Below are 19,974 nucleotides of genomic sequence, written 5' to 3' on the forward strand. Positions count from 1 at the left end.
ACAGATCGGGAGAGTTCCATGCGCAAGACCGTCATCCCGACAACGCCCGACCGGTGCGAGAAGGCCAACATGCGCGACTACGAGGCGGAGGTGGCATCCTTCACCTGGGACAAGGCGCGCGCGCTCCTAGACGGATTGCCGGACGGCCGGCTCAACATCGCCCATGAAGCGGTGACGCGCCACGTCCTGCACGGTCACGGTGATGTGGTTGCCATCCGCTGGCTCGGCAAGACCGGCGAGCGCAAGGACATCACCTATGGCGAACTCGATGCAGCCACGAACCGGTTTGCAAATGTGCTGCGGCGGCTCGGCATCGGCCAGGGCGAGCGCGTCTTTTCCCTGCTCGGGCGGGTTCCGGAACTCTATGTGTGCGCGCTGGGTGCACTGAAGGCAGGATGCGTCTATTCGCCCCTGTTCTCCGCCTTCGGGCCGGAACCGGTGCAGGCCCGAATGGAGATCGGCGCGGGCAGCGTCCTTGTCACCAGCGCGGCGCTCTACAAGCGCAAGATCGCGCCGATCCGCGACCGTCTGCCCTTCCTGAAGGCCGTTCTCCTCATCGATGACGGAGCGCCCGGAGACGATTCGCTTCTCCACGGGCTCGATGCCCTGATGGCGGACGCGTCCGGAACGTTCGAGACGGCGGCGATGGCGCCGGGCAATACGGCGCTCATCCACTTCACCTCCGGCACCACGGGCCGGCCGAAGGGCGCCATCCATGTCCACGAGGCGGTCGTGGCGCATACCTATACCGGGCGCACGGTCCTCGACCTGAGACCGGGCGACATCTACTGGTGCACGGCCGATCCGGGCTGGGTGACGGGTACGTCCTACGGCATCATCGCGCCGCTTTCCAATGGCGTGACCATGATCGTCGACGAGGCGGAGTTCGACGCCGCGCGCTGGTACGCCATCCTCGAAGGCGAGAAGGTGACGGTCTGGTATACTGCGCCGACGGCGATCCGGATGCTGATGAAGGCCGGGGGCGCGCTTGCCAGGGAACGCGACCTTTCCGCCCTGCGCTTCATGGCCAGCGTCGGCGAACCGCTCAATCCGGAGGCGGTGATCTGGAGCGACGAGGTATTCGGCATGCCGTTCCACGACAACTGGTGGCAGACGGAAACCGGCGGCATCATGATCGCCAATTATGCGGCGATGGACGTGCGCGCGGGATCGATGGGCAAGCCCCTGCCCGGCATCGAGGCCGGCATCGTGCAGCGCGAGGATGGCCATGCGCGCGTGCTCGACGCGACGGACAGCGTTGGCGAACTGGCGCTCAGGGCCGGCTGGCCCTCCATGATGCGCGGCTACCTGAACGAGGAAGAGCGCTACCGGAAGTGCTTTGCCGACGGATGGTACCTGACCGGCGACCTGGCGATGCGCGACAAGGACGGCTATTTCTGGTTCGTCGGGCGCGCCGACGACGTCATCAAGAGCGCGGGTCACCTGATCGGGCCGTTCGAGGTCGAGAGCGCGCTGATGGAGCACGAGGCGGTGGCCGAGGCCGGCGTCATCGGCATTCCGGACGAGACGGTGGGCGAGATCGTCAAGGCCTATGTGGCATTGAAGCCCGGCTTCGCCGCGACCGATGAACTGCGGCTCGACCTGATCGGCCATGCACGCAAGCGGCTGGGGCCGGCGGTTGCGCCCAAGGACATCCTGTTCCGCACCAACCTGCCAAAGACACGCAGCGGCAAGATCATGCGCCGGCTGCTCAAGGCGCGCGAACTGGGACTGGCGGAAGGCGACATTTCAACGCTGGAGAGTGACGAGCGATGACCGGGACCAGGATCCGGCTGGACCGGACGCATGCGCTGGAGCAGCTTTCCCGGATGATCCGCATCCGCATGTTCGAGGAAAAATGCGCCGAACTCTACACACAGGAGAAGATCCGCGGCTTTCTCCACCTCTATGACGGACAGGAGGCGGTGGCGGCGGGTGTCATTCCGCTGCTTGGGGGAAACGACCGGATCGTCGCGACCTATCGCGAACATGCCCATGCACTGATGCGCGGTGTGCCGATGGATGCGGTCATGGCGGAGATGTTCGGCAAGGCGGAGGGCTGCGCGGGCGGTCGCGGCGGTTCCATGCACCTGTTCTCGCGCGAGGCGAATTTCTATGGCGGCAACGCCATCGTGGGCGGTGGCCTGCCGCTGGCCACCGGCCTTGCGCTGGCCGACCGGATGCGCGGCGACAAGGCCGTCACCGCCTGCTTCTTCGGCGAGGGCGCGGTGGCGGAAGGCGAATTCCACGAAGCGATGAACCTGGCGGCACTGTGGAACCTGCCGGTCCTGTTCGTTTGCGAGAACAACGGCTATGCCATGGGCACGGCGCTGGAGCGCTCCGAGGCGATGACCGACGTGGCGGCCAAGGCGGCCGGTTATGCCGTGGCCGCCGAAAGCGTGGACGGCATGGATGTCGTGGCCGTCGAAGCGGCGGCGCGGCGCGCGCTGGAGACCATGGCTTCGACCGGCAATCCGTATCTGCTGGAATGCCGGACCTACCGTTTCCGCGCCCATTCCATGTTCGACGCACAGCTTTACCGCGACCGCCAGGAAGTGGAGGACTGGCGCAAGAAGGGCCCGATCCTGCGTTTCCAGACATGGGCGGAACAGTCCGGCCTCGTCCACCTTGAGGATGTGGAGCGCATCCAGGCAGACGCAGCCGCCGAAATCGATGCAGCCGTCCGCTTCGCCGAGGGCGGCGCATGGGAGCCAGCGGAAACGCTGCTGCGCCACGTGGTGGCGGACGAGCGCCCCGCCCCGCCGGCTGTCCCGGCTCCGCAAGGCACGATCGAGACCACCTATCGCGAGGCAGTCAAGGCGGCGATCACCGAGGCCATGGAGAAGGATGAACGCGTCTTCCTGATGGGCGAGGACGTGGGCCGCTATGGCGGGTGCTACGCGGTCACCAAGGGCCTGATCGACCGGTTCGGCCCGGAGCGCATCCGCGACACGCCACTATCGGAATCCGGCTTCACCGGCGCGGGCATCGGTGCCGCCATGGCCGGCATGCGGCCGATCGTGGAACTGATGACGGTGAATTTCTCGCTGCTGGCGCTCGACCAGATCGTCAATACGGCGGCGACCTACCGCCACATGTCGAACGGCGCCTTCGGCGTTCCGGTAGTCATCCGCATGGCGACCGGGGCAGGAAAACAGCTTGCCGCCCAGCATTCGCACAGTTTCGAAGGGCTTTACGCCCATATCCCCGGCTTGCGCGTGCTGGCGCCGGCGACGCTGGAGGACGCGCGCGGCATGTTGTGGACCGCGCTGCAGGAGCCGGACCCGGTCATCATCTTCGAGAACGTCATGCTCTACAACCGCTCCGGAGCGCTCGCCGCCAATGCGGGGCCGGTGGACATCGAACGCGCCGCGGTGCGGCGGACGGGCGGCGACATCACGCTGATCACCTATGGCGGATCGCTGTTCAAGACGCTGGAGGCGGCCGAGATCCTGGCAAAGGAGGGGGTGGACGCCGAGGTGATCGACCTCCGGGTCTTGCGGCCCCTCGACATGGAAACCGTCCTTGCCTCGGTGCGCAAGACCCATCGCGCGCTGGTCGTGGACGAGGGCTGGCGAACGGGCAGCCTTGCCGCAGAGATCGGGATGCGGCTGGCCGAGGACGCCTTCTTCGACCTCGACGCCCCGCTGGCGCGCGTCTGTTCGGCGGAAGTGCCGGTTCCCTATGCGCGGCACCTCGAGGCTGCGGCCATTCCGCAGGTCGAAGGCATCGTCGCGGCGGCGCGGCGCACCCTGGGACGGGAATGATCCATGGGCACGTTCCGCATGCCATCGCTCGGCGCCGACATGGAGGCAGGCACGCTGGCCGAATGGCTGATCAAGCCGGGCGACACGGTTAAGCGTGGCGATATTGTCGCCGTGGTCGAGACGCAGAAAGGGGCCATCGAGATCGAGATCTTCGAGGACGGGACGGTCGGCGACCTCGTCGCGCAGATCGGCCAGACGGTGCCTGTCGGCGCACCGCTGGCCATGATCCTGGGCAAGGGTGAAAGCGTAGCCGCACCCCTTCAGCCGGAGCAGCAGGTGCCGCCTGCCGAAGCACCGGCCGTTGAGCCCGTCCCGGCCAGGACAGAAGAAGCAGCCTCCCCGCCTGCCGGGCGGCCGGCGGTTGCAACCGGAGCATTCGTGCGCGCCAGTCCGGCCGCCCGCCGCCTTGCGCAGACAAGGGGCATCGACCTTTCCGGCGTGACCGGCAGCGGTCCCGACGGGGCAATCGTTCTGGCCGACATCGAGACCCGCGCCGCACGGCCGTCCGCGGCAGGCGGGGCCGAGGGCATGCGCGCGGCAATCGCGGCCGCCATGGCCCGATCCAAGCGCGAGATCCCCCACTACTACCTGGCCCATGATGTGGACCTGTCGCGGGCCGCGCGCTTTCTGGAAGACGCCAATGCCGGCAAACCGGCGGCCGGGCGGATGCTGCTGATCGCCCTTTTCGTCAAGGCCGTGGCGCGCGCCTGCGGAAAATACCCCGAGTTCAACGGCCATATGGGCGAGAACGGCTTTTCGCCGGCGGCGACGGTCCATGCCGGCGTGGCCATCAACATCCGTGGCGGGGGGCTGGTCGCGCCGGCCATACACGACGCCCAGGACATGACGGCCGCCGCGCTGATGGCCGCGATCTCCGATCTCGTCGCCCGGGTGCGCGCCGGGCGCTACCGTTCCGGGGAACTGGCCGATTCCACGATCACGGTTTCCAGTCTCGGCGACCGGGGCGTGGACCGGCTGTTCGGCGTCATCTATCCGCCGCAGGTGGCCATAGTCGGGTTCGGCACGCCGCGCCTGCGTCCCTGGGCGGAGGGCACAACGGTGGACGCGCGCCTTGTCACCACGATCACGCTGTCGGCCGATCACCGGGTCAGCGACGGCCATCGCGGCGCGCTTTTCCTGGCCCGGATCGGACAATTGCTGCAGGAGCCGGAATCCCTATGAACCGAGACATGCTGGAAACGCTGCTGACCCGCGAGCTGCACCGGATCGCCCCCGATATCGACATGGCCGATGTCGATCGCGATGGCGACCTGCGGGAGGAATTCGACATCGATTCCATGGATTTCCTGAACCTCGTGGCCGCCCTGTCGGAACTGACGGGCGCGCCGATGCCGGAAAGCGACTACGCCCAGATGGGATCGGTCAATGCGCTGCTGGCCTATCTGGAAGACAGGACAGGGCCGGCGGGCACGGGCTGAGGCCTGCCTTCAGCCGTTCCCGGGCCTCAGTCGAGTTCGCCGGCCTCGCGCAGCATCTCCCAGCCCTCCTCGATCTGCTCGGCGACGAGAGGGTGGGACAGCAGGTATTCCGCGGTCGAGCCCACGTGACGTTCGCGCGCCATGGCCAGCGCGCTTTCCCATTCCTGAGGCTCGTAGTCACCGCGCCCGAGCCAGGACAGGGCAACCAGCGCATCCTGCTGATCGTCGTTGAGCGCCTCGATCTCCTCCACCACTTCCTCGCGGCTCAGGTCGTCGGGCAGATCCTGCAAGGCGGCGGACACCTGGTCATCGGCGGGATTGCCGCCGGGATCGGGAACGTCATTTTCCTCGCGGGCCATGATCGCCCGCAAGCGCAGCAGGATTCCGTCAAGTTCATTGCTGTCGATCGCCAATACCGCCATGCCGGCCTCCTGTCGTCTTCTCATTGAAACATGACGGCTCGCCGGCGCAAAGCCATTGACCCACGTCATGGCGCTCGCGAAAGATGCGCCGCGAACCAGTCGCCCGCCAGTTCCCCAACGCGTTCCAGGGCGCCTGGCTCCTCGAAGAGATGGGTCGCGCCGGGAACGATCTCCAGCCTCGCCTCGCAGGTCAGGCGGGAGAAGGCCATGCGGTTCAGGTCCAGCACCTGGGTGTCCTCGCCGCCGACGATCAGCAGCGTTGGCGCCTGGACACGATCCAGGCTTTCCGCAACCATGTCGGCGCGCCCGCCGCGCGAAACCACCGCGCCCACGCGTTGCGGCGCCTCGGCAGCGGCCAGCAAAGCGGCGGCGGCTCCGGTGCTGCCACCGAACAGGCCCACCGGCAGGCTGGCCAGTTGCGGCATCCGGGCCGACCATTCGAGCGCGCCGACAAGACGCCGGGCAAGCAGGGGGATGTCGAATACATTCTCCCTCTCCGCAGCTTCCGCAGGGGTCAGGAGATCGAAGAGCAGTGTCGCCATGCCGCGGCGGCCCAGCGCACCGGCAAGCTGCTTGTTGCGCGGGCTCAGCCGGCTGCTGCCGCTGCCATGGGCGAAGATCACGAGGCCGGAGACCGCCCCGGGGATCGCGAGAATGCCGGGCAGGCTGCCCCCGGCGCTGTCTGGCGCGTCGACAAAGACTTCGGTCTCGAACATGACGGACACCTCCTGATGGACTGCGCGGCATGACGGCGAACCGCGCCGGTTCGACCATCTTTCACCGCATCATGGGACCCGGATGAGCCTGGCGCCTTGATGGCCGTCATCGCCGGCCGCCCGCCTTTTCCTCGAACGCTTTGAATGGCATTCGGACAGCAAGGGTGAAAATGTCGCCAATCTGATATATATATTCATTTATTAGAATGCGTATTCGGCGAACAGGGAGGGGCCCATGCCAACCGGATCCGACGGAAATGACGCCGGGGAGCGATGCCGGATCCTCGTTGCCGACGACGATGCGGAAACGCGCGCGACCCTTGTATCCGTTCTATCGGCGGCAGGGCATGAACCGGCGGAGGCGGCCAGTCCAGCCGAGCTTTTCGGACGATTGGGCGAGACCCGTTTCGACCTGGTCACGCTGGATCTCGTGCTGGGCGGCGAGGACGGGCTGGCGCTGGCGCGCAGATTGCGATCCGAGGACAATATTCCGGTGATCATCATCACCGAACGGTCCGATCCGCTGGAACGCGTCCGGGGCCTGGAAAGCGGCGCCGACGACTACATCACCAAGCCGTTCCACCCTCGCGAAGTGGAAATCCGTGTCCGCACGGTGCTTGAACGCTATGGCCTGCTTCCGCACCAGAAAGCCGACAACGGGCAGGAACTGTCATTCGACCATACCGTCTTCAACGGCGTACGGCGGCTCGTTCGCACCACCGATGCCCGCGAAATCCACCTGACTGAAACAGAATTCAACCTGCTGGCAATGTTCCTGGAAAATCCGGGCCGGATTCTCTCGCGTGACGAGATCTGGCAAAAACTGCGCGGACGCGAACGCGATCCGCTCGACAGGACGCTTGACGGCCATGTTGCCCATCTGCGCGAGAAGATCGAGAACGACAGCGACCGCGACATGCTTATCAAGAGTGTGCGTGGCGTCGGCTATGTCTTTGTCGGAGACGTGCGGCCGGCATTCCGGATGGAGCCGGGTGAACCGGAGGCCGACCCGGCGATTCAGGAACCCGGCAGACCGGACGATTGAACCCGCCCAACAATTCTCAACACAATTCCCGTTGTGAATGCCGGAGGACGGACGCTACCTTTTTCTTCGTGATCTGAAGTGCCGAACGCAACACGGCAAGCGGAAAACTGCAAGAAGCAACAAGAAGCGTGTGCGCAAGGCAGATCGGGTTTTGAGCCGGGGAGGCGGAATCGATGCCGGGGCCACATGTACTTGCAAGCAACAGATGTTCCACCTGTCCGTCACGGGCTTACGGTCCGTGCCGGACCGCAAGCGCCGCAACACTGCGGACCATGGCGAGCATTTCGTCGCCGGCCATCCATGAAGCCGGCGAAACGATCATCGCACAGGGAGAAACCCTGGCCCATGTCGGCATCGTCCGTTCCGGCGTCGTGAAGATCACCAATACGACAGCCGACGGGCGTCACATGGTCATCGGGCTGATCGAGGAGGCCCGCCTGATCGGCAATATCTTCGACCGGACATCGCGCTTTGCCTATGAATGCGCGACGGATGCCAGCATCTGCCTGATTCCCCGCCAGGCCTTTGTCAACCTGGCCCAGCAGGATGCGGATTTCTCCTGCGGCGTGCTGGAAACGGCGCAGCGGCAGGCGGAAGAAATCCAGGAATGGCTCACCCTTTTCAACTGCAGGACGACGCTGCAAAGGCTGGCAGGCTACCTGTTCGCGCTGATGACCCGGCGGCAGGGCGACATGCCGGCCGGCGAGCCGATGGCCTTGGAAATCCCCGTCTCGCGCAAGGACCTGGCGCCCTACCTCGGAACGACCACGGAGACCCTGTCGCGCAACATGCAGCAACTGGCGCGGCGGGGCATCATCCGGGTGGTCGACGGCAGGCATGTCGTCATCGTCGACAAGAAGCGGCTGAGTTCCATGGCAGCCTCGATTGGCGACGAACTGCAGTCTCTGACGCACGGCCGTCCGGTCTCCACGCCGATCGCCGCCGTTTCCGGCAAGCCGCCAACGCCGCTTCACGCGGCCTGACGGTTCAGCCGGCTTCACCTTCATCCGATGCAAGGTTTCGCATCAGGTCGACGACCTCCGCGTCCCCGACCTGGGCAAACGACTGGTAATGGGCGCCGACGGCATAGAAGCGTTCAGGCACTTCCAGGCAGACAATCTCGTCGGCCAGCGGGCGCAGACGCTCCAGCGTGTCGGCCGGCGCCACCGGCACGGCAAGGATGATCCGGGCCGGTTTTCGCCGCGCCAAGGCCTTGAGCGCCGCCATGATGCTTGCACCGGTGGCGATGCCGTCATCGACGACGATGGCGGTCCTGCCCGCCGCCGCGAGCGGCGGCCGGCCGTCGAGATACAGCGACCGGCGCCGTTCGATTTCCGCCAGATGGGGCCTGGCCATGGCGCGCACGTCAGCGTCCCCAAGCCCGTACATCGCGGCGACATCCTCATTAATGGCAATGTCCGGCGCCTCGCCATCAACGACGGCGGCGAGCGCCAGTTCGTCATGACCCGGCGCGCCGATCTTGCGGACAAGCAGAAGGTCAAGCGGCCACCCGTGGGCGCGCGCGATCTCGGCGGCGACAGGCACACCGCCGCGCGGCAGGGCGTAGACGACCACGTCCTGCCCCTCCAGGGGCTTCAGCGCCGCAGCCAGCTTGCCGCCGGCTTCGGCGCGGTCCTGAAACAGGAACGTCATGGCTTTCCTCCATGGTCCACGGCTTCACGGTTCAGCCGATCACCGATCATGCAGATTGGCATTGACAGGCGTCATGGGTCCAGACGGCGAAGGCGGCGGGGACAGTGTTGACAGGCGTCAATGCCAGAGAGGTGCAGGCGGCGAATATGTGATGGCCAAGCGGAAACCGGGGCAGCAGGAATGGCCGGACGGCACGCATCGCGCCAACGGCGTATGGCTGCATCTGGCAACCAGAGCTTGGCAGAGGGTCACAAACACCGGCCCTGAACGTCGTCCGGGACAAAAGGCCCCAATTCCCGGGCGACTTCGTTGCCGGCGGGTCATGGCATGCCCCAAACATGGTCCGCCGGTTCTTTCATGGAGAACGGTCATGGAGCGCAGCACTGGATCCCAGGGAAACGAAGCGGTCGAACCGGATGCGGGCGCAAGCCCGGTCTGCGATGCCTGCCAGGGGCACCGCGTCGAGCCGGTCGTCACGTCTGTCGTCTTCTTCTGGACCGCCATTCCCACCATCGTGGAAAACGTACCGGCACTGCTGTGCCGCGATTGTGGCGAGCGTCACCTCGACCACATGGTTGCCGAGAAGCTGGACGGGATACGCCGCCTCGCGGGCCAGTCCGTCGCGCTGCGCCATGTGAGCGTTCCGGTTTTCGATTACGAATCCGGCAAATCCTGACCCGGTGCGCGCGCCCTTGTCTCCGTCACGCCTTCCCGGTCCCGCTCTCCGGCCGCAGCGGCGCCGGGTTGACCAGCCGGGGACTGCGCACCGTCTTCTCCCGTTTCCGTCCGTCAAAATAAAGGGCGACGGCATAATGGACGGCGATGCCGGCTGCCACGAACAGCACCTTGCCCCATTCGCTGACCGGCCATGCCTCGAAGGCAACCTGGAGCAGGATGGCCAGCAGCGAGCCCGCCGCAAAGACGGCCAGTCCATTCCGGCCGATGGTCGCCACCGGCCGCAGTGGAGCGCTCGACAACAGCGTCCCGATCCAGCCCGTGTAGATGACGGCATAGGCAAGCGCGAGGACATGGACGAGACGCAGGAAGGCGAGCGCACCCTTGTCGGTGTCGGCGAACAGGGGCGGCAAGTGCGGCAGGCCCGGAACCGCGCCCATCTCCAGCTTCACCCAGAAGGCCGAGAACAGCACGAAACCCCATGACAGGACATGGAGCACGGGATTGTAGGGAACGAGCGGGCGCCCCTTCATGACGCCGAGGCCGATGGCGATGCCGCAGGCAAACACAAGCTGCCATCCGAAGGGATTGAGGAACCAGCCCCAGTCACCCGGCCAGTTGGGCAGGTTGAGGCCGGTCAGATGGGCAAAGGTCCATATGCAGGCAGAGAGCGCGAGCATTACCCAGACGTTGCGCATGCCGACGGCCAGCAAGGCAACGGCCGCCACCAGCAGCACCACGTAGAGCGGCAGGATGTTGAAATAGCCGATCTGGTAACCCAGAAGCGGAATGCCGAGGACGGCCTTCCACCCGTCGGTCTGGAGACGCGTGAAATTCACCTGTTCGGCGACATTGCCGGTTCCCAGGAAGGTGACGCCCGCGGCCAGGACCATGAGCGCAAGCGACATGGTGACGACATGGACGAGGTAGAGCTTGCCGGCACGGCGCAACATGCGGCCGGCGGCGCCACGCCAGTCGTTGCGGAAAAACCCGCCCGCATAGGCCAGCGCCACGGCCAGGCCCGACATGAGCACGAAAGCCTCGGCGGCATCGGAGAAGCCGAAGTTACGCGAGGTGAAGCGCTCCAGCGGATTATCGGGCACGTGGTTGATGAAGATCGTCAGCAGGGCGAGACCCCTGACAACGTCGAGCCGGACATCCCTGGCTTTTCCGGCCGGCACAAAGGGTTGCGTCATGATGTCAGACCGCCGCCGTGCCGGCGCAAGCCGGCTGTACCGCACCCGCACCGGCGAGCGGGGCAGACATGCCGCCGCCCTGCCAGCGCATGCGATTGGCTTCGCAGGCGAGGACCACCCGGGGGATGGCGCGTTCGGCTTCGGTCAGGAACAGGCCCCTGCGCGCGGCGGACACACCGCTCCCGCGCGTGGACGACCAGGCGATGATCGCCGGCGCACAGACCATCGGCATGGCGACGGGAAGGAACCAGAAGAACAGGCCGGTCTCCAGCACCGCGGAGGCGGCCAGCATGACCAGGCCCGTCACCACGATCCACCAGGACGCGGCCCAGGCTTCACGCATGCCGATCTCGCCGGCATCGCGGTTCGTGGCCGGCCAGCCGCCATCGCGGCCCAGAAGGACCTGTGCGACCGAGCGGCTCTGGAACATCAGCGTGACCGGCGCGAGCACGCTCGACCACAGGATTTCGGCCAGAGTGGAGCGCATGACCGCGAGCGATCCGCCGAAGCTGCGCGCCGTGCCGGTCCAAGCGGCATGAGACGCGATGATCAGCTTGGGCCCGATGAGCAGTCCGAAGATGCCCACCAGCAGGGCGACGGCCTGGGCCGTCTCCGGCTTCGGGAAGATGGCGGGCATGCGGGGTACGGGAAAGTAGTTCGGTTCCGGCGCAACCACCGGAGCCAGCAGCGAGGCCACAAGGAAGACCAGCCACAGCGGCGAGGCGGCATAGGCCATGATGCCCTGCACGAAGACGAACCGGCTCCAGCGACTGAGGCCGGGCGCGCCGATGAGCCGCGCGTGCTGGAGATTGCCCTGGCACCAGCGCCGGTCGCGCTTGGCGAAATCGATGACATTGTCGGGACCTTCCTCGAATGAGCCTTCAAGATCGGGTTCGACCCGCACGGTCCAGCCGTTGCGCGCCAGCATGGCGGCCTCGACATAGTCGTGGCTGAGGATGTGCCCGCCGAAGGGCGGGTTGCCCGACAGCACCGGCAGGCCGCAGCTTTCGGCGAAGGCGCGTGTACGCACGATGGCGTTGTGCCCCCAGAACGGACCGGTACGGCCCTGCAGGAGGGCAAGACCGCGCGCGAAAAAGGGCGAGTAGAAGGAGGCGGAAAACTGGATCGCGCGGCCGAACCAGGAGCGGGCATGTATGATCTTCGGCAATGTCTGGAGGAGACCGAGACGCGGATCGGCCTCCATGCGCCGGGTCATCTCCACCATTGTCGCGCCGTCCATGAGGCTGTCGGCGTCGAGGACGACAAGGAATTCGTAGCGCCCGCCCGAGGCACGCAGGAACTCCGCGACATTGCCGGCCTTCTTGCCGGTATTCCTTTCCCGGCGGCGGTAGAAGAAGTTCATGGACGGCGGGCCATCGCGGCGAAGCTGCTGCATCCAGCGGCGTTCCTCGGCGGCGATTGCCTCGTCGCGGGTGTCGGACAGGACCACGAATTCGAAACGCGCGCCCTCGCCCGCCCCGTGCAGCGACCAGGCCATGGCATGGATGCGCGAGAGGACGTGGACCGGGTCCTCGTTGTAAACGGGAACAAGCACGCCGATCCGGTCAGCCTTGAGGGGGTCGGGCCCGGCCGCGGACGGCGAGGATACCGGCAAGGGCGCAAGCACGCCCTGCAATGCCAGCGACGCGCCCCAGGCAATCCAGGCCGATGTCGCGGCGAGCAGCAGCACCCGGACGACATCAAGCGGATCGAAGCCATCCGACAGGAACACGTCGGCTGCCAGCCGGGCGGCGATGGCCGCGAATGTGAACGCAAACAGGAATGAGACGAAACGTCGAAACTGGACCACGACAGGGCTCGAATTCAGTTCGCCAGCCGCTTCATGGCGATGGGGAGGAAGGAGAACAGGCCGTTGCCGGCGGCCGCGCGGCGCGGACGCTCGACGACCTGTTCGGGCATGGCGATGGGGGCGGCGGGCGGGGAAAGGTCCGGTTCCTCGTCACGCGTTGCCATGTTCACGTCAGAACCGCTGCTCATCGCCTTTTCTCCATTGGACAAGCCAGAACTCGGAAATCCGGTTTTCGCGCTGGGCAAGATGGGCCTTCATCTCCACGGGCGTGTCGTCCGGCAGCTTCAGGTCGATGACCATGCGCCACCGGGACGTCGTCTCGACAGGGGCGGCCGTGGCGTGGACGATCTCGCCCGCCGATATCTCGACAACGGCCTCAACGCCGGCGTCTGCGGGAAGGTTCCCCAGCAGGCCACCCTCGAAGTCGGCCACGAACTTGCGCGAGTCCTGCTTGTCGGCTTCATCCACGCCCGAAACGCCTCCGTCACCGGCCAGGACCTCGACAACGCGGGCCATGCGCGTGGCGTCTTCGGGGATCGAACCCCAGATCAGGCGGTAGCGGTATTCCAGCGCCTGACCGGCCTTTGCCTCTCCCTCCGGGACCCAGAACAGGACGATGTTGTCGTTGACCTCCAGTTCCGTCGGTATCTCGATGAGGGTGACCGTTCCCCTGCCCCAGTCCCCCAGCGGTTCGACGAGCAGCGAGGGACGCATTTCGTAGTGGGCGCCTGCGTCCTGGTACTGCTGGAACGCGCGGCTGCGCTGATAGAGACCGAAGGCGCGCGGGCTGTCCTCGGCAAAGAAGGAACTGGCCAGTTCCCGAGGGTTGTTGAGGCTGCGCCACAACTCCTCGCCATTGGCGCGGACGATCTTCAGTCCCTCGCTGTCATGGACGGCTTCGCGGTAATCGTCGAAGGCATGGCGGTTGATGCCGTTGAACAGGAACATGGATGTCAGCGGCGCGATCCCGAGCCTGGCGACATCGCGCCTGAGGAACAGCCGCTTGGCCACCTCCATCTGCGTGGTTTCGCCGGGCGTGATGACGAAACGGTAGGCACCTGTCACACTCGGACTGTCGAGCAGCGCATGGACCGTCAGGACGCCATCGCCACGGGCCGGTTTGTCGATGTAGAAGTCAGTGAAGCGCGGAAACTCCTCGTCGGTGCCCGTTGCCGTGTCGATGGCAAGGCCCCGCGCCGACAGGCCGTAGCGCGACCCACGGCCCAGCGCACGGAAATAGCTGGCCCCCTGAAAGGCGACCAGTTCGTCCAGAACCGTCTTTGAATTGAGATTGTAGAGCACCCGGAAACCGGCAACGCCGGGCATTTCCACCTGCTTCATGCGTGCGGCGTCAAGGGGTTCACGGTAGATGAAATCGGCCGGGGAGAAGCCGACGGGTTCGGCCACGCCGCCGGAAACGGAATGGACATTGACCGGCGTGCGGAAAAGCCAGCCCATGTGAAAGGCCTGAAGCGCAAAGGAGTCATTGCCGCGCCAGACGGAGCGTTCCGGGTCGTAGGCGATACGGCGGTAATTGTCGTAGTCCAGTTCGGCCAGCGCGTCCGGCAAATCCGCGGCGGGCGGCACGTAGTCCGAGGCAGCCAGCTCGCGGGCGCGCGCGGTCAGGATGTCGAAGTCGAAGGGAACGCCCGCGGTCCCCGGTTCGGGTCCGGTAGTCTCGTCCGCGGCGCTTGCGGTGGTCAGGCGGCCCAGTGTCGTGGCCGCCAACAGGCCAAGGGTCATCGCGAAATTGAATTGGCGACGCTGCATTGTCGGTCCTCAGGAATGTCGAGAGTTGCCGGAGATCCCGGTCTCGATGCTGCACCGCAAACAAGCGGGCCACTTTGCGGAAAATTTATGGCGGTCGTGGCGCGCCTGCGCGGCGGCTTCCATTATGCGAGCGCGCGGCCGTAATCAATGGATCGCGAACACGTACCCGTATGATTTTCATATGGAAGGATTGCGCGGAATCACCCGCGCGCGCCAGCGACGGCGCGAGAAGAACCCCGACTCAGGCCGGCTCCAGCCCGCACCAGCGGGCGATGAACAGCGCCGTCGCCTTTGTCACGCGGCGCATGCTTTCCAGCTCGACGCGTTCGTTGAAACCGTGGATCGCCTCGGCATGCGGACCATAGACGAGTGCCGGTGTATCGGCATAGAGGCCGAAGAAGCGGGCATCGGTGGTGGCGGTGATGGCCGCGCGGTCGAGCGTGTCCCCCGTCACCGCCCCATGGGCAGCCTCCAGCGCGCCGATGACGGCCAGCGTCGTGTCGCGACGGTCGTCGCCCAGCGCATAGCCTTCAGCGTGGAAGCCATGATAGACGACCTGCGGCAGGTTCTTGCGCAGGAAGGCATTTTCGCTCGCCGCCTCGTTCAGCGCCGCTTCGATCTCCTCCTTCGCCGTTGCGATGTCCTGACCGGGATACAGGCCGATCCGCACATCGAACACGCACCAGGCAGGAACCGAACTGGCCCAGTCGCCGCCCTCGATGCGCCCGACATTGAGGTTCAGCGGATGGTGGATGTGACCGTAGGCATCGTGGCGGTGATTGCCCATGTTCCAGCGGTCCTGAAGCCTGTGCAGGGCACCGATGAGCGGCACGGCCGCCTCGATGGCATTGGCGCCGCTGCCGGCATAGGCGACATGGGTGGGCAGGCCCTTCAGGTGAACCTGGAACCAGATGACGCCGACCTGGGCGGTCACCAGCTTTTCGCTGAAAGGCTCGGGAATCAGCGCCGCATCGGCCCGGTAGCCGCGCTGCAAACAGGCCAGCGCGCCGTTGCCCGTGCATTCCTCCTCGACAACCGACTGGTAGAAGACATCGCCCGCCGGCGCCAGGCCGCAGGCCGTCAGCGCGTCGAGCGCGAAAAGGTTGGAGGCCAGTCCCGCCTTCATGTCGCCTGCGCCGCGACCATACATCCAGCCGTCCGCGACGCGCGGCTCGTAGGGCGGGGTCTCCCACATGTCGAGCGGGCCTTCGGGAACCACGTCGACATGGCCGTTGAGGATGAGGGAGCGGCCCTTGCCCGTTACCGAGCGGCGGGTGGCGACGACGTTGACCGCGTCCTCGTAATTGCCGATGACCGGCGAGAAGCCCGGCAGATGGCGGATGTCGTCGACATCGATGGTCCAGCAGTCGACGGCGAGGCCGCGTTCGGCCAGTTGGCCGGCCATGAAGTCCTGCGCGCCCTGCTCGCGGCCGCGCGTGGACGGAAAGCGGGTCAGCTCGGCGAGGAAATCCACCTGCGCATCGAAACGCGCGTCCACCGCGTCAAGGATTGCCGCCTGTTGCTTCTCGTCCATGCCCTGCTCCTAGAACCTCGGGATTTCGCCGTCAGGCACGATCAGCGGCGCGCCGGTGGACGCGCGCACCGTTTCGATATCGGTTTCGCGCGCCAGTTCGCGCAGCGCGAAGCCGCCGGGCGTGACGTCGATGACGGCAAGTTCGGTGAAGATGCGGTTGACGCAGGTGCTTGCCGTCAACGGCAGCGCGCAGCGTTCGACAAGTTTCGGGTTTCCGGCCCGGTCGGTATGCGTCGTCAGCACCACGACGCGGCGCGCCTTCTGCGCCAGTTCGATGCCGCCGCCGACGCCGGGCGAGAACTGGCCGGGGATCTTCCAGTTGGCCAGGTCGCCGGCCTGGGAAACCTGGAAGGCGCCGAGCATGGTGAGATCGAGACGGCCGCTGCGCACCAGCGCGAAGGAGAGCGCGCTATCGAAGAAGGCGCTGCCCGGCACGGTGGAAACATAGGCGCCACCGGCGTCGATCAGGTTGCGGTCGGCCATGTCCGGACCGAGCGCCGGACCGATGCCCGACAGGCCGTTTTCCGTATGCAGGCAATAGGGAAAATCATCCGGCAGGTGATCGACCACCTTGGTCGGGAGGCCGATGCCGAGGTTGACGACCATGCCGGGCTGAACCTCGCGGGCGGCGCGTTCCAGCATTCTAACCCTGGCGTCGGACAACGTCATACTCCCTGCTCAGTGTTTCCAGCACCACGACGCGGTCGACGAAGGGACCGGGTGTGTGGATGGCGTCGGCAGCAAGTCCGCCGAGCGGCACCAGTACCTCGGTTTCGGCGATCACCCGGTCGGCCGCCATGGCCATCAGCGGATTGAAGTTGCGCGCCGTGGCGGCGTATTCGAGATTGCCGAAGGGATCGGCGCGGGCGGCATGGACCAGCGCCACGTCTGCCCGCAGCGCCGTCTCCAGCAGGACCATCTCGCCCCCCAGGTCCAGCGTCGTCTTGCCGCGTGCCAGTTCGGTGTCGATGCCGATGTCGGTCAGGAAGCCCTTGAGCCCTGCTCCGCCGGCACGGATGCGTTCGGCGAGGATGCCCTGCGGGCAGAATTCCACCTCAAGGTCGCCGGCATTCATCATGGCGATGGCGCGCGGATTGAGGCCGATATGCGAGGTCACCAGCTTGCGGACCTGGCCGCTGGCCAGCAGGTGATCGACACCCAGGTCCCGTTCGTTGGCGTCGTTCTTGACGATCGTCAGGTCGCGCTTTCCCTGCCGCACGATTTCGCGGATCAGCGTGAAGGGCGTACCCGGCACGCCGAACCCGCCGACCATGACGGTGGCGCCGTCGGGTATTGCCGCGACGGCCTCTTCGATCGGCGCGGTCTTGTCGGGAAGCCTCATGCCCGCCTCCCCGCCATTGCCTGGAAGGCCGGGCCCGTGACGGACATCGGCTGGTCGGCATGGAGGACGAACCCCAGCCGTTCATAGAAGCGCAGGGCGGCAGCGTTGTGCGGGTGCACCGTCAGTTGCAGGAAGGCCGCGCCCCATTCGGCCGCGCCATGGCTGGCGGCGGCCTGCAGCAGGTGTTCACCCAGTTGCCTCGACCGTGCCGCGGGCGCAACCCAGAGATCCTGGACATAGACCCCGGCGGCGGCCCGGTGGGTCGAATAGTAGCGCAGGAACAGGACGAGGCCGAGCGGTTCGGCTTCCCGGACTGCCAGGAGGCAGGCAAATGCGGCATCAGGGCCGAAACCGTCGCGACGGATCGTCTCCGGTGTCGTCAGGAAGCGCTCGCCGTCGCCAAGCTCACGAGCCAGCGCCGCGAGCATTCCGGCGATGGCTTCGGCATCGCCGGGCTCTGCGGGGCGGATATGCGGGCCTTCCGTCATGCCGCGCGGTCCCACTCCAGGCCGGCCTCGTCGGCAAAGCGTTCGAGCGAGGCAACCAGCAGCGCCATCAGTTCGTCGATCTGGCCGGCGGAAATGATGAGCGGCGGACAGACAAGGAAATGATCGCCCTCCACACCGCCGCGCGTGCGCCGCGAATAGATGATGAGACCGTTTTCATAGGCGATCTCGACCAGCCGGTTATAGGCGTTGAGGCCGGCGGGCAGCGGCGTCATCGTCTTGCGGTCGCCGACCAGTTCGAAGGCCAGCAGCAGCCCCTTGCCACGCACGTCGCCGATGAACGGGAAGCGGTCCATCAGGCCCTGCAGGCGGCCTTTCAACAGGTCGCCCATGCGCGCGGCATTGTCCACCAGCCCCTGTCTTTCGATTTCCTCCAGAACGGCGAGACCGGCAGCGCAGGCCAGCGGATTGCCGGCATAGGTGAAACCGTGCAGGAAACCGCCGGCATCAAGAATGGCCTCGACGATATCGTTGCGCGCCACCATGGCGCCGAGCGGCGCATAGCCGGCGGCAAAGCCCTTCGACAGGGCGACGATATCCGGCGTGATGCCCCAGTGCTCGGCGGCGATGAACCTGCCGGTGCGTCCGGCGCCGGTCATCACCTCGTCATAGATCAGCAGGATGCCTAATTCATCGCAGATCTCGCGGATGCGGGCATAGTAGCTGTCTGGCGCGACCAGCGCGCCCGTCGAAGCGCCGCCAATCGGCTCCATGATGAAGGCAAGCACGGTTTCAGGGCCTTGCGCTATGATCTCGTCGCGCAGCATGTCGGCATATTTCAGGCCGCGCGCCTCGTCGGTGAGGTTGTCGCGGTCCAGGTAGCAGGTCGGCGCGGCGATCTTGGGCATGGCCTGCATCATCGGCGCGAACGGCAGGGCCAGCGGATCGTATCCGGTCAGCGCCAGCGCGCCCAGCGTGCAGCCGTGATAGGAGGGAAATCGCGAGATCACCTTCCAGCGGCTGGCCTCGCCCTTCGTCAACGCATACTGGCGCGCCAGCTTGATGCAGCTTTCCACCGCCTCCGACCCCCCGGAAACGAAGAAGACGCGGTCCATGCCTTCGGGCATGAGCGAGGCGGTCTTCGTGGCCAGGCGTTCGGACGCCTCGGTGCGGAAATGCAGACGGTAGCCGAAGGTCGCCTTGTCCATCTGCGCCTTCATCGCATCCAGCACGCGGCGGTTGGAATGGCCGATATTGGAGACCATGGCGCCGGAGGAGCCGTCGATATAGCGTTTGCCGTGTTCGTCGTAGAGATAGATGCCCTCGCCACGGTCGAGGAATGGCCGCGGCTGGCGCGACTGGTAGAAAAGGTTGGACATCGCCTGTCAGCTCCTGACGCCCTCTAGATGTTTACGCAAGAAGTTCCGGGTCCGCTCGCTTTCCGGGTTGCGGAAGATGACACTCGGCGGCCCCTCCTCCACCACCACGCCCTGGTCCATGAAGAGGACGCGGTCGCAGACGGATTCGGCAAAACCCATCTCATGGGTCACGATGATCATGGTCATGTGCTCGCTGGCCAGCTTCTTCATGACCAGGTTGACCTCTTCCACCAGTTCCGGGTCGAGCGCCGAGGTCGCCTCGTCGAACAGCATGACCTTGGGTTTCATGGCCAGCGCGCGGGCGATGGCCACGCGCTGCTTCTGCCCGCCCGACAGTTGCGACGGCATGAAGTCGATGCGGTCGAGAAGGCCGACACGGTCGAGCTGTTCCTCGGCCAGCTTGTTGGCCTCGGCTTCCGACAGGCCCTTGAGCAGCTTCGGCGCCAGCGTGACGTTGCCGCGCACCGAGAGGTGTGGAAACAGATTGAAGTGCTGGAACACCATGCCGATGTCCTGGCGCACCTGGTTGATGTGCTTTTCATACTGGCGGTGCGGCAGCTTCTTGTTGATCTGCGTGCCTTCCAGCCAGACCTCGCCGCCGGTCAGCGGATCGAGGTCGTTGATGGCGCGCAGGAACGTGCTCTTGCCCGAACCCGACGGGCCGATGATGGCGACGATCTCGCCCCGGTCCACCTTGAGGCTGATATCCTTGATGACCTCCAGCGAGCCGTAGCTCTTGCGGGCGTGGCGGACCTCCAGGAAGGATTGTTGTTCGTTCAT

At 66.0% G+C, this 19,974-nt stretch carries 20 protein-coding genes; 7 read left to right on the plus strand and 13 right to left on the minus strand.

Going from position 1 to position 19,974, the window contains the following annotated elements; genetic code table 11:
- Window positions 1-18 precede the first annotated feature (18 nt).
- From acsA to ACLB6G_RS09220, 4 genes are read left to right on the plus strand one after another with little or no spacing between them, the layout of a single operon-like run.
- Window positions 19-1,776, plus strand: a complete 1,758-nt coding sequence (gene acsA / locus ACLB6G_RS09205; protein WP_410355846.1) for an acetate--CoA ligase — start codon at window positions 19-21, stop codon at window positions 1,774-1,776.
- Window positions 1,773-3,767 (plus strand): pyruvate dehydrogenase (acetyl-transferring) E1 component subunit alpha, encoded by a 1,995-nt coding sequence (gene pdhA, locus ACLB6G_RS09210; protein WP_410355847.1) that lies wholly within the window; start codon window positions 1,773-1,775, stop codon window positions 3,765-3,767. The genes acsA and pdhA overlap by 4 nt, the downstream gene beginning before the upstream one ends.
- Before the next feature lie 3 nt (window positions 3,768-3,770).
- Entirely contained in the window at window positions 3,771-4,949 is a 1,179-nt protein-coding gene (locus ACLB6G_RS09215; RefSeq protein WP_410355848.1) for a dihydrolipoamide acetyltransferase family protein, read from the plus strand.
- Window positions 4,946-5,206: an acyl carrier protein gene (locus tag ACLB6G_RS09220; RefSeq protein WP_410355849.1), complete on the plus strand. Its 261-nt coding sequence runs from the start codon at window positions 4,946-4,948 to the stop codon at window positions 5,204-5,206. The genes ACLB6G_RS09215 and ACLB6G_RS09220 overlap by 4 nt, the downstream gene beginning before the upstream one ends.
- A gap of 26 nt (window positions 5,207-5,232) precedes the next feature.
- Here the strand turns inward: ACLB6G_RS09220 and ACLB6G_RS09225 are convergent, their stop codons facing one another.
- Together ACLB6G_RS09225 and ACLB6G_RS09230 are read right to left on the minus strand one after the other, a co-directional pair.
- Complete coding sequence (locus ACLB6G_RS09225; protein WP_410355850.1) at window positions 5,233-5,628, minus strand: DUF3775 domain-containing protein; 396 nt, start codon at window positions 5,626-5,628, stop codon at window positions 5,233-5,235.
- Window positions 5,629-5,693: 65 nt separating this feature from the next.
- A complete protein-coding gene (locus ACLB6G_RS09230; RefSeq protein WP_410355851.1) occupies window positions 5,694-6,344 on the minus strand; it encodes a dienelactone hydrolase family protein in 651 nt (216 codons plus the stop codon).
- Between the two features lie 235 nt (window positions 6,345-6,579).
- Here ACLB6G_RS09230 and ACLB6G_RS09235 point away from each other — a divergent pair, with 235 nt between their 5' ends.
- Both ACLB6G_RS09235 and ACLB6G_RS09240 read left to right on the plus strand, forming a co-directional pair.
- Window positions 6,580-7,389 (plus strand): response regulator transcription factor, encoded by an 810-nt coding sequence (locus tag ACLB6G_RS09235; RefSeq protein ID WP_410355852.1) that lies wholly within the window; start codon window positions 6,580-6,582, stop codon window positions 7,387-7,389.
- 272 nt (window positions 7,390-7,661) lie between these two features.
- Complete coding sequence (locus ACLB6G_RS09240; protein ID WP_410355853.1) at window positions 7,662-8,372, plus strand: Crp/Fnr family transcriptional regulator; 711 nt, start codon at window positions 7,662-7,664, stop codon at window positions 8,370-8,372.
- A gap of 4 nt (window positions 8,373-8,376) precedes the next feature.
- On the opposite strand, the gene ACLB6G_RS09245 is transcribed toward ACLB6G_RS09240, so the two are convergent.
- The gene (locus ACLB6G_RS09245; protein ID WP_410355854.1) at window positions 8,377-9,042 is read right to left on the minus strand and encodes a phosphoribosyltransferase; all 666 of its coding nucleotides are present in this window, start codon (window positions 9,040-9,042) and stop codon (window positions 8,377-8,379) included.
- 370 nt (window positions 9,043-9,412) lie between these two features.
- Between ACLB6G_RS09245 and ACLB6G_RS09250 the strand changes: the two genes are divergently transcribed.
- Window positions 9,413-9,718, plus strand: a complete 306-nt coding sequence (locus ACLB6G_RS09250; RefSeq protein ID WP_410355855.1) for a YgiT-type zinc finger protein — start codon at window positions 9,413-9,415, stop codon at window positions 9,716-9,718.
- 25 nt (window positions 9,719-9,743) lie between these two features.
- On the opposite strand, the gene ACLB6G_RS09255 is transcribed toward ACLB6G_RS09250, so the two are convergent.
- From ACLB6G_RS09255 to ACLB6G_RS09300, 10 genes are all read right to left on the minus strand, one after another.
- On the minus strand, window positions 9,744-10,913 hold the full coding sequence (locus ACLB6G_RS09255; RefSeq protein ID WP_410355856.1) for an OpgC family protein: 1,170 nt from the start codon (window positions 10,911-10,913) through the stop codon (window positions 9,744-9,746).
- Between the two features lie 4 nt (window positions 10,914-10,917).
- Complete coding sequence (mdoH, locus tag ACLB6G_RS09260; protein ID WP_410355857.1) at window positions 10,918-12,723, minus strand: glucans biosynthesis glucosyltransferase MdoH; 1,806 nt, start codon at window positions 12,721-12,723, stop codon at window positions 10,918-10,920.
- 14 nt (window positions 12,724-12,737) lie between these two features.
- Window positions 12,738-12,911 (minus strand): hypothetical protein, encoded by a 174-nt coding sequence (locus ACLB6G_RS09265; RefSeq protein ID WP_410355858.1) that lies wholly within the window; start codon window positions 12,909-12,911, stop codon window positions 12,738-12,740.
- Window positions 12,895-14,493, minus strand: coding sequence for a glucan biosynthesis protein (locus ACLB6G_RS09270; RefSeq protein ID WP_410355859.1), 1,599 nt, complete (start codon window positions 14,491-14,493; stop codon window positions 12,895-12,897). Before ACLB6G_RS09270 ends, ACLB6G_RS09265 begins: the two co-directional genes overlap by 17 nt.
- 241 nt (window positions 14,494-14,734) lie before the next feature.
- Window positions 14,735-16,027 (minus strand): ArgE/DapE family deacylase, encoded by a 1,293-nt coding sequence (locus tag ACLB6G_RS09275; protein WP_410355860.1) that lies wholly within the window; start codon window positions 16,025-16,027, stop codon window positions 14,735-14,737.
- Window positions 16,028-16,036: 9 nt separating this feature from the next.
- Complete coding sequence (locus ACLB6G_RS09280) at window positions 16,037-16,690, minus strand: 3-oxoacid CoA-transferase subunit B (RefSeq protein WP_410355861.1); 654 nt, start codon at window positions 16,688-16,690, stop codon at window positions 16,037-16,039.
- Window positions 16,671-17,369: a CoA transferase subunit A gene (locus tag ACLB6G_RS09285; RefSeq protein WP_410355862.1), complete on the minus strand. Its 699-nt coding sequence runs from the start codon at window positions 17,367-17,369 to the stop codon at window positions 16,671-16,673. The genes ACLB6G_RS09280 and ACLB6G_RS09285 overlap by 20 nt, the downstream gene beginning before the upstream one ends.
- Window positions 17,366-17,857: a GNAT family N-acetyltransferase gene (locus tag ACLB6G_RS09290; RefSeq protein ID WP_410355863.1), complete on the minus strand. Its 492-nt coding sequence runs from the start codon at window positions 17,855-17,857 to the stop codon at window positions 17,366-17,368. Before ACLB6G_RS09290 ends, ACLB6G_RS09285 begins: the two co-directional genes overlap by 4 nt.
- On the minus strand, window positions 17,854-19,194 hold the full coding sequence (locus tag ACLB6G_RS09295; RefSeq protein ID WP_410355864.1) for an aminotransferase family protein: 1,341 nt from the start codon (window positions 19,192-19,194) through the stop codon (window positions 17,854-17,856). Before ACLB6G_RS09295 ends, ACLB6G_RS09290 begins: the two co-directional genes overlap by 4 nt.
- Window positions 19,195-19,200: 6 nt before the next feature.
- The gene (locus tag ACLB6G_RS09300; protein WP_410355865.1) at window positions 19,201-19,974 is read right to left on the minus strand and encodes an amino acid ABC transporter ATP-binding protein; all 774 of its coding nucleotides are present in this window, start codon (window positions 19,972-19,974) and stop codon (window positions 19,201-19,203) included.

The organism is Zhengella sedimenti, from assembly GCF_046506625.1.
Lineage (GTDB): Bacteria > Pseudomonadota > Alphaproteobacteria > Rhizobiales > Rhizobiaceae > Zhengella > Zhengella sedimenti.